General features: G+C 63.2%; 10 protein-coding genes. 8 read left to right on the top strand and 2 right to left on the bottom strand.

Translation table 11 applies throughout. From position 1 onward, the window contains the following. Positions 1-2: 2 nt before the first annotated feature. From AC0L2Y_RS04730 to AC0L2Y_RS04705, 6 genes are all read left to right on the top strand, one after another. On the top strand, positions 3-239 hold the full coding sequence (locus AC0L2Y_RS04730) for a hypothetical protein (protein ID WP_473554147.1): 237 nt from the start codon (positions 3-5) through the stop codon (positions 237-239). 173 nt (positions 240-412) lie between these two features. Next, complete coding sequence (cyoA, locus tag AC0L2Y_RS04725; protein ID WP_473554146.1) at positions 413-1,336, top strand: ubiquinol oxidase subunit II; 924 nt, start codon at positions 413-415, stop codon at positions 1,334-1,336. 2 nt (positions 1,337-1,338) lie between these two features. Continuing rightward, positions 1,339-3,345, top strand: coding sequence for a cytochrome o ubiquinol oxidase subunit I (cyoB, locus tag AC0L2Y_RS04720; protein WP_473554145.1), 2,007 nt, complete (start codon positions 1,339-1,341; stop codon positions 3,343-3,345). Next, positions 3,342-3,995, top strand: a complete 654-nt coding sequence (cyoC, locus tag AC0L2Y_RS04715; protein ID WP_473554144.1) for a cytochrome o ubiquinol oxidase subunit III — start codon at positions 3,342-3,344, stop codon at positions 3,993-3,995. The genes cyoB and cyoC overlap by 4 nt, the downstream gene beginning before the upstream one ends. Beyond that, positions 3,992-4,420, top strand: coding sequence for a cytochrome o ubiquinol oxidase subunit IV (gene cyoD, locus AC0L2Y_RS04710; protein WP_352862925.1), 429 nt, complete (start codon positions 3,992-3,994; stop codon positions 4,418-4,420). Before cyoC ends, cyoD begins: the two co-directional genes overlap by 4 nt. A 201-nt stretch (positions 4,421-4,621) precedes the next feature. After that, positions 4,622-5,815 (top strand): DUF3182 family protein, encoded by a 1,194-nt coding sequence (locus AC0L2Y_RS04705; protein ID WP_473554141.1) that lies wholly within the window; start codon positions 4,622-4,624, stop codon positions 5,813-5,815. A gap of 138 nt (positions 5,816-5,953) precedes the next feature. Here AC0L2Y_RS04705 and AC0L2Y_RS04700 read toward each other — a convergent pair whose 3' ends face one another. Beyond that, the gene (locus AC0L2Y_RS04700; protein WP_292655471.1) at positions 5,954-6,391 is read right to left on the bottom strand and encodes an Lrp/AsnC family transcriptional regulator; all 438 of its coding nucleotides are present in this window, start codon (positions 6,389-6,391) and stop codon (positions 5,954-5,956) included. Positions 6,392-6,519: 128 nt separating this feature from the next. Here AC0L2Y_RS04700 and rocF point away from each other — a divergent pair, with 128 nt between their 5' ends. Both rocF and AC0L2Y_RS04690 read left to right on the top strand, forming a co-directional pair. Then, positions 6,520-7,440 carry an arginase gene (gene rocF / locus AC0L2Y_RS04695; protein WP_473554139.1) on the top strand — a complete coding sequence of 307 codons (921 nt, stop codon included), beginning with the start codon at positions 6,520-6,522 and terminating at the stop codon, positions 7,438-7,440. Positions 7,441-7,443: 3 nt separating this feature from the next. Then, positions 7,444-8,511, top strand: a complete 1,068-nt coding sequence (locus AC0L2Y_RS04690) for an ornithine cyclodeaminase (protein ID WP_473554137.1) — start codon at positions 7,444-7,446, stop codon at positions 8,509-8,511. 16 nt (positions 8,512-8,527) lie between these two features. Here AC0L2Y_RS04690 and AC0L2Y_RS04685 read toward each other — a convergent pair whose 3' ends face one another. After that, complete coding sequence (locus AC0L2Y_RS04685; protein WP_473554136.1) at positions 8,528-8,689, bottom strand: hypothetical protein; 162 nt, start codon at positions 8,687-8,689, stop codon at positions 8,528-8,530. Positions 8,690-8,711 lie beyond the last annotated feature (22 nt).

Below are 8,711 nucleotides of genomic sequence, written 5' to 3'. Positions count from 1 at the left end.
TTTTGGGAACTTTCGCGACGAACATTCGTTCGGTTGGCGCCAGTCATCTGGAGCAGCATCACTGGAATCAGCAGCCACGTCGCACGGAGCAGGGCAAATGGACCAACTATGGGCGCGGCGATGAACTGGTTTGCCGCCTTGGCATTCGCCACGTTTCTGGCGATAACTTCGATCTGGGTACTGTTTCTGGTTTCTTAGGATTTGGCTCTGGTTGCTTGGGATTTGCCGCTGGTTTTTAGGATTTGGAGGGGTTCTCGACAGGTCGACCGCCTAACGATGACATCCGCCGCATGCGGTTCTGCCAGCCGGAGCATGCGTGAAGGAACTGTGGCCACACGGGCGCGCACATTCGGGGTTGGCAGCCACGCTGCCTGCAACATTCCAATCGGTTTTCAGGAAACGGCGAGATCTCATGTTGCTGAGGGCGATCGTTCGAAACTGTGCCGCCATCCGTCTTGGCCGCGTCGGCGCGACGATGCTTGTTGCCGGGCTGCTTGCCGGCTGCCAGGGCGGCGTGCTCGACCCGCAAGGGCCGGTCGGCGCCGCGCAGCGTACGATCCTGCTCAATTCGGTTGCCATCATGCTGGCCATCGTCATCCCGACGATCGTGGCGACGCTCGGTTTTGCCTGGTGGTTCCGTGAGACCAACACAAGAGCGCAGTATCTGCCGGAATGGGCCTATTCCGGACGCATCGAACTGGTCGTCTGGTCGATCCCCATCCTCGTCATCCTGTTTCTGAGCGGCATCATCTGGATCGGGTCGCATGACCTCGATCCAATGAAGCCGCTGGATTCCCAGCAAAAGCCGCTTGAGGTGCAGGTCGTCTCGCTCGACTGGAAATGGCTGTTCATCTACCCCGGGCAGAATGTCGCGAGCATCAACCAGCTTGTGGTGCCGGTGGGCAGGCCGGTGCATTTCTCGCTCACCTCGGCAAGCGTCATGAACGCGTTCTTCGTGCCTCAGCTCGGCGGCATGATCTACACGATGAACGGCATGACGACGCAGCTTCACCTGCAGGCGGATCAGCCGGGCGAATTCTATGGGCGGTCTGCCCATTTCAGCGGCGACGGTTTTCCTGGCATGCAATTCGTGCTGCATGCCGTCGCGGCGGACGCCTTCGATGCATTCGTCAATTCGGCGCGAAGCCAGGGACAGGCACTCGACAAGGCCAGCTACCAGGAACTGGCCAGACAGAGCCTGGACGTGCCGCCTTCGACCTATCGCTCGGTCGAGCCGGACCTTTTCTATGAAATCGCGACGCAAGGCGTTCCGCCCGCACCCGGTCCCCAGGCCGGTCGCCCCGAGCCGGGCGAATCGCCCACGACAGGAGGCTGACAATGCTCGGAAAATTGAGCTGGGACGTCATTCCGTTCGATCAGCCTCTGCCGATGATCGCCTCGGCGGTCGTCGCCCTGGCAATCCTCGGCGTGCTGGCCTGGGTCTTCCTGGCCGGCCATTTCCCCTATCTGTGGCGCGAATGGATCACCAGCGTCGATCACAAGCGGATTGGCGTGATGTACACGCTGCTGGCGCTGCTGATGCTGCTGCGCGGCTTCAGCGACGCCGTCATGATGCGGTCCCAGCAGGCCCTCGCCTTCCAGGCGCCCGGCTATCTGCCGCCGGACCACTTCAACCAGGTCTTTTCCGCCCACGGCACCATCATGATCTTTTTCGGGGCGATGCCGTTCGTCATCGGCCTGATGAACCTGGTCGTGCCGCTGCAGCTAGGCGTCCGCGACGTTGCCTTTCCGACGCTCAACTCGGTGAGTTTCTGGCTCACCGCCACCGGTGCGCTGCTGGTCAACATCTCGCTGGTGATCGGCGAATTCGCGCGCACCGGATGGCTGCCCTATCCGCCGCTCAGCGAGACCGCCTACTCGCCGGGCGTCGGCGTCGACTATTATTTGTGGGCAGTGCAGATAGCGGGCGTCGGAACGCTGCTCACCGGCATCAATTTCGTCACCACGATCCTGAAGGTGCGGGCGCCCGGCATGAGTTATCTCAGGATGTCGATGTTCTGCTGGACCTCACTCGCCGCCAGCCTGCTCATCGTCGCCGCCTTCCCGATCCTCACCGCCACGCTCGCGATGCTGACGCTCGACCGCTATTTCGGCTTTCATTTCTTCACCAACGAAGCCGGCGGCAACATGCTGATGTTCGTGAACCTGATCTGGGCCTGGGGCCATCCCGAGGTCTACATCCTCGTCCTGCCGGCGTTCGGCATCTTCTCGGAGGTCATCTCCACCTTCTCCAGCAAGCCGCTGTTCGGCTACCGCTCGATGGTGGCCGCGACGCTCTTCATCTGCATCGTCTCTTTCATGGTGTGGCTGCACCACTTCTTCACCATGGGCGCCGGCGCCGACGTCAACGCCGCGTTCGGCATCGCGACCAGCATCATCGCTGTCGGTACCGGCGTGAAGATCTACAACTGGATGTTCACCATGTATGGCGGCCGCATCCGCTTCGCGACGCCGATGCTGTGGTCGCTGGGCTTCATGGTGACGTTCGTCGTCGGCGGCATGACGGGCGTGTTGCTGGCCGTGCCGCCGGCCGATTTCCTGCTCCACAACAGCCTGTTCCTGGTGGCGCATTTCCACAACGTCATCATCGGCGGTGTGCTGTTCGGCGCCTTCGCGGGATATACCTACTGGTTTCCCAAGGCATTCGGCTTCCGGCTGCACGAGGGCTGGGGCAAGCTGGCCTTCTGGCTGACGCTGATCGGCTTCTACGCCACCTTCGTGCCGCTCTACGCTGTCGGCCTGCTCGGCATGACCCGCCGCATGCAGCATTTCGACGTTCCGGCCTGGCATCCCTGGGTGCTGGTTGCCGGCGCCGGCATGTTAATCACCACCGCCGGCGTGGTCGCGCAGATCGTACAGCTCGTCGTCAGCATCCGGCAGCGCGCGGCACTTCGCGACGCCACCGGAGATCCCTGGGACGGTCGCTCGCTGGAATGGGCCACGCCCTCGCCGCCGCCGGTCTTCAACTTCGCCGCGCTTCCGCATGTCGAGGGCGAAGAGCCCTACTGGAACATCAAGCAGCGGGCACGCGAGCAAAACCGGCTGCGCGACGAGCCTGAATACGAGCCGATCGAGATGCCGCGCAACAGCCCCACCGGGTTCATCTGCGCCTTCTTTGCGACCGTGATGGGCTTCGCCCTCATCTGGCACATCTGGTGGATGGTGGTGCTCGGCGCGCTCGGTGCTTTCGCCACCTTCGTCGTATTCGCGTGGCGCGACATCCCCGAATACGTCATTCCTTCCGCCGAAGTCGCCCGCATCGACCGCGCCAACCGAAGTGCCCGCCGCGAGGCGCTGGCCACCTACACGGGGCCAAGGCCATGACCGCGATCGACGTTCGAGAGCGTGACCCCTACCGCCTCGGCCATCGCGGGCACGGCCATGCACCCGGCCATGGCGACGGCGGCCCGGCACCGATCCGGATCGTCGTCGGCTACGGCTTCTGGATCTTCCTTCTAAGCGACATCGTGATGTTCTCGGCCTTCTTCGCGGCCTACGCCGTGCTGGCGGGCAAGACGGCGGGCGGACCGAGCGGAGCCGAGCTGTTCGACCTGCGCAACGTCGCGATCGAGACGGCCGCTTTGCTGTTGTCGAGCTTCACCTGCGGTCTCGCCAGCCTCGCCGTGACAGCGCGGCGAAGCTCCTGGTTCTATGTCGCGATGGCTGTCACCTTCGTGCTCGGCGCCACCTTCATCCTGCTCGAGTTGCGCGAGTTCGCGCATATGGTTGCCAGCGGCGCCGGACCGACGCGCAGCGCTTTCCTGTCGGCGTTCTTCACGCTGGTGGGATGCCATGGCCTTCACGTCACGGCGGGGCTGCTGTGGCTGCTCACGATGATGGCACAGATCTTCGCCAAGGGATTCCGCGACGATATTCTTCGGCGTTTCATGTGCTTCAGCCTGTTCTGGCACGCCCTCGACATCATCTGGGTCGCCCTGTTCACGGTGGTCTATCTCCTGGGAGCAAGTCGATGAGCAATGCTGACGATCGCCACGCGCAACGGCGCGACACCGATGGCCTGGAGCGCTACGACATCGATACGGCGCCGGGTGACGAATACCTCGGCGACGCCGAGGTCGGATCCGGGTTGCGCGGCTATGTGATCGGCCTCGGGCTGGCAACGCTGCTGACCATCGCCTCATTCTGGTTGCCCGGAACGAACCTGATATGGGCACCCGGCATTCCGGTGGCGCTGGTCGTGCTGGCGATCGCCCAGATGGGCGTGCATCTCGTCTTCTTCCTGCACATCACGACGGGGCCGGACAACACCAACAACGCCCTGGCGCTTGCCTTCGGCGTGCTGATCGTTGTGCTGGTGATCGGCGGCTCGATCTGGATCATGGCCAATCTCGACCACAATTTGATGCCGATGAACGCTAACATGAACATGAACCGCTAGGGATTATTCCGGCCGTTGGCCGCAGTTCATGCGACAGCGAGCTCCGGTCTCAAGCCCGCTCAAATGTGCCGACGAGCTCGGCCTCTCCCAGGACGTGCGGCGCGGCCGTCACCCGGTCAAATCTGCAGCCAGCCGCTGGCCGGAACATTCGCCGCGTAAGCGGGTTTTTCGGTTCGGACGCATCGCCGCGGAATAACGGCAATGGGCTCGGCAATGGACGAAGGGCGCGACATGACCGGGCTAAGCGGTAAGCAACCAAGCGGGGCGAAAGGTGTTGTGGTCGCATTCTCCGCGCCGGGCGGCGAGGCCATCTACGCCCACGAACGGGAAACCGTCGCTGCCGTCGCGCGCACGATTGCGGCGTTGAAGGGATTCTCCTTCCGCCAGGGCCTGCATGAGGGCGGCGGTCACAGCGGCGGGCTGTATTTCGTGCCGGACGACAGCCTGCTTGCTGCCGATGCGGTCCAACTGGGCATCAACGGGCCCGACGACCTCTTCGGCGGCGTGGTGCCTTGGCGCCTCGCAACCACCAAGGCCATAACCCACGAGCTGGTGGACGGATCGGCGGCACGGCCAAAAGAATGGCCCGCCGGCTTCGGCAGCGCCGTCGCCGCGGCCGTACTGCCCGGCTACACTGCGTTCTCACGCCATGACGCGCTGCGTGCAGCGCAACGTCTGCTGGAGCTCGGGCTGGTCCGGCTCAAGCCACCGCGCGCTTCGCGGGGCCGCGACCAGCACACTGCCGCGACGGTCGGCGATGTCGAAAAGCTGCTGGACCAATATCCAGCCTCTGAGCTAAGCGAATACGGCCTTGTTCTCGAAACGCAGCTTCGCGACATCGTTACGCTGAGCGTTGGCAGAACCACGATCGACGAATGGTCGATCAGCTATTACGGCACCCAGCGGACGACGACCGACAACGACGGACAGCCCGTTTACGGCGGATCCGATCTGGTTGTCGTGCGCGGCGGATGGGAGGCGCTGGATGAGCTGCGGCTGTCTCCGGCGCTGGGTTTGGCCGTGGCGCAGGCGAGAACCTATGACGCAGCGATGGATGGTTATCCCGGATTTTTCGCCTCGCGACGCAACTATGACATCGGCCAAGGCGTCGATTCCTCGGGCATCTGGCGATCGGGTGTGCTGGAAGCCAGCTGGCGGATCGGTGGCAGCAGCAGCGCCGAGCTGGCCGCAATGGAGGCCATGAAGCGCGACGCCGACATGCAGATCGTGCATGTCTCCGCCGTCAAGCAGTTCGGCAGCACTGCGCGGCTGCCGCTGAACGCAGCAATCCATTTCCACGGCGAGGACCCCGAGGAGGGTCAAATCACGCGTTATACCGTCGTCACCCAGGCGATCCGAGGGCCGGTCGGGGAAGCAGGCCGATCGTCATTCTAGGTTGAAGTGAAACACGCCTTTGGCAGGGAACATCCGCCAATGGCGTTCCACACTTTTCCTGGAATTGCTCTAACCGCGGCGGCAATTGAAGGTTCCGTGGCTTCGGAATTCGTTACCGCTACAGGTCAAGGGCGAAGATCACAGCCGCGCCTTGGTGGTGCGTGGCGTTGCCAGGAGCAGGCTTGTTTCGCTGCCGGTAATTCCGGGGATCAGGCGGATACGTCTCAGCACCGCGTCGAACTCGCTCAGGGTCTGGGTTCCGAGTTCTATCACCAGATCCCAGCGGCCATTGGTGGTGTGGATGGTCGAGACCTCGGAGAAGCCGCCCAGCGCCCGGATGACGCGATCGGCGGCGTGGCCTTCGATCTCGATCATCATGATGCCGCGCACGCGCTGATCGACCGCGTCGGCGCGCAGAATGACGGTGTAGCCGACGATGACGCCGTCTCGTTCAAGCCGCTCGATCCGCGACCTTACCGTTGCCCGGGAGACACCCAGGCTGATGGCAAGATCGGAAATGCTGCGCCGGGCGTCGTGCCGCAAAGAGGTGATGATCTGCTCGTCGAGTTGGTCCATGATTGCTCACAACGGAAGTAGATGATGCCACTGTGGTAAGGCACTTCGACAAATTTGCCAATTTGACATGTTCATTCTGCCAGCGATGCCGGCTTCAATAAAGGCATCGTAATTGGTGGGGTATAAGCATGCATTGCACGATCGTTGGGGCGCCGATCCAGGCCGGCTCGGGCAGGATGGGCTGCGAGATGGGGCCGAGTGCGCTGCGCACCGCCGGCCTGGCCGGCGCATTGACCGAACTCGGCCATACGCTGACCGACCTCGGAACCATCGTCCCTGCCGACATGCGTCCTGTCGCACATGGCAACGCGGCGGTGAAGGCGCTGCCGGAAATTGCCGCCTGGACGTCAGCAATCAGCGAAGCGGCCTATGCCGCGAGCGCCGACGCGATGCCGATCTTTCTCGGCGGCGACCACAGCATTTCGGCCGGCACGCTCGCCGGCATTGCCCGCCGGGCGGCGAATGCCGGCCGGCCGCTCTTCGTGCTGTGGCTCGACGCCCACCCCGATTTTCATACGCTCGACACGACCACCAGCGGCAATTTGCATGGTGTGCCGCTGGCCTACGCCAGCGGGCAGCCCGGCTTCGAGGGCTATTTCCCCCGCCTTGCAGCGCAGGTGGACCCGGCTCGCATATGCGCGCTGGGGATCCGCAGCGTGGACCTGGCGGAACGGGAAGCGTTGCGCCGAGCCGGTGTGACGGTCCATGACATGCGTTCGATCGACGAGCACGGCATTGCGCAACTGCTTCGCGCCTTTCTCGAACGGGTGAGCGCTGCCAACGGCATGCTGCACGTCAGCCTCGACGTCGATTTTCTCGACCCGTCGATCGCCCCGGCGGTGGGCACCACCGTTCCAGGCGGCGCCACCTTCCGCGAGGCGCATCTGGCGATGGAAATGCTGCATGACAGCGGCCTCGTCACCAGTCTCGACCTGGTCGAGCTCAATCCTTTTCTCGACGAGCGCGGCCGCACCGCCACGCTTTTAGTCGACCTGACCGCAAGCCTGATGGGCCGGCGAATTATGGATCGCCCGACGAGGGGGTTCTGAGCCATGACCGTCAATTTGAACATCGTGCCGTTCGTCAGCGTCGACCGCATGATGAAGCTGGTGCTTGCCATCGGCATCGAGCGCTTCCTGCTCGAGCTTGCCACCTATATCGAAGAGGATTTCAGGCGCTGGGAGCTGTTCGACAAGACGCCGCGGGTCGCCTCGCACAGCGTTGACGGCGTCATCGAGCTGATGCCGACCAGCGACGGGCAGCTTTACGGGTTCAAATACGTCAACGGGCATCCGAAGAACACGCGTGACGGCCGCCAGACCGTGACCGCTTTCGGCGTGCTTGCCGATGTCGGCAACGGCTATCCGATGCTGCTTTCGGAAATGACCATCCTGACCGCGCTCAGAACCGCCGCAAGCTCGGCCGTCGCGGCGAAATACCTCGCTCCCGAGGCCGCCAGGTGCATGGCGATCATCGGCAATGGCGCGCAATCGGAATTCCAGGCGATTGCGTTCAAGGCGCTGCTTGGCGTCGACAGGCTGCGGCTCTACGATATCGACCCGGCGGCCTCTACAAAATGCATGAAGAACCTTGCCGGCATGGGTTTCGACATCAAGCTCTGCGCGTCGGCGCAGGAAGCCGTTGAAGGTGCACAGATCATCACCACGGTTACCGCCGACAAGCGGTCGGCAACAATCCTGACCGACAACATGGTCGGATCCGGCGTGCACATCAACGCCGTGGGCGGCGACTGCCCGGGCAAGACCGAGCTGCATCGCGACATTCTGCTGCGCTCGGACATTTTCGTCGAATATCCACCGCAGACGCGCATCGAAGGCGAGAGCCAGCAGCTCGATGCGGATCATCCGGTTACCGAATTGTGGCAGGTGATGACAGGAAAGGCAGCAGGCCGGACGGATGCCCTACAGATCACATTGTTTGATTCCGTCGGCTTTGCGATCGAGGATTTTTCCGCGTTGCGCTACGTCCGCGATCAGCTTCAGCGGACCGGTCTTTACGAGGAACTAGACCTTCTGGCCGATCCCGATGAGCCGCGCGACCTGTTCGGCATGCTGCTGCGGGCCGAAAAAGCGACCGGGCTGGCGGTTGCCGGCAGCTGAGCTGCGATCCTGTCGGTCAGTCCTTCTTGTCCCGGTACAGGCGCTCGGTTGCGCGCTCGCTTTCCCTGCGCTCCGCCGGGCCGCGACGGCGCTGCGTGAGCAGGGCGTAGGCGATCAGAATTGCCAGCAGCAGTGGACCGCCTGCAACGACGAGCAACCACAAACTATTCCCAGACATCGACCGTCTCCTTTCCCTCACA

It is taken from the genome of Mesorhizobium sp. WSM4830 (assembly GCF_055811495.1).
This window is presented reverse-complemented; position numbering and strand designations above follow the sequence as displayed.

What these genes read in the sequence shown, in the direction of transcription:
- cyoA (WP_473554146.1), top strand. Translation starts at nt 413, where the DNA reads ATGTTGCTGAGGGCGATCGTTCGAAACTGTGCCGCCATCCGTCTTGGC.
- cyoB (WP_473554145.1), top strand. Translation starts at nt 1,339, where the DNA reads ATGCTCGGAAAATTGAGCTGGGACGTCATTCCGTTCGATCAGCCTCTG.
- cyoC (WP_473554144.1), top strand. Translation starts at nt 3,342, where the DNA reads ATGACCGCGATCGACGTTCGAGAGCGTGACCCCTACCGCCTCGGCCAT.
- AC0L2Y_RS04690 (WP_473554137.1), top strand. Translation starts at nt 7,444, where the DNA reads ATGACCGTCAATTTGAACATCGTGCCGTTCGTCAGCGTCGACCGCATG.
- cyoD (WP_352862925.1), top strand. Translation starts at nt 3,992, where the DNA reads ATGAGCAATGCTGACGATCGCCACGCGCAACGGCGCGACACCGATGGC.
- rocF (WP_473554139.1), top strand. Translation starts at nt 6,520, where the DNA reads ATGCATTGCACGATCGTTGGGGCGCCGATCCAGGCCGGCTCGGGCAGG.
- AC0L2Y_RS04685 (WP_473554136.1), bottom strand. Translation starts at nt 8,689, where the DNA reads ATGTCTGGGAATAGTTTGTGGTTGCTCGTCGTTGCAGGCGGTCCACTG.
- AC0L2Y_RS04705 (WP_473554141.1), top strand. Translation starts at nt 4,622, where the DNA reads ATGGGCTCGGCAATGGACGAAGGGCGCGACATGACCGGGCTAAGCGGT.
- AC0L2Y_RS04700 (WP_292655471.1), bottom strand. Translation starts at nt 6,391, where the DNA reads ATGGACCAACTCGACGAGCAGATCATCACCTCTTTGCGGCACGACGCC.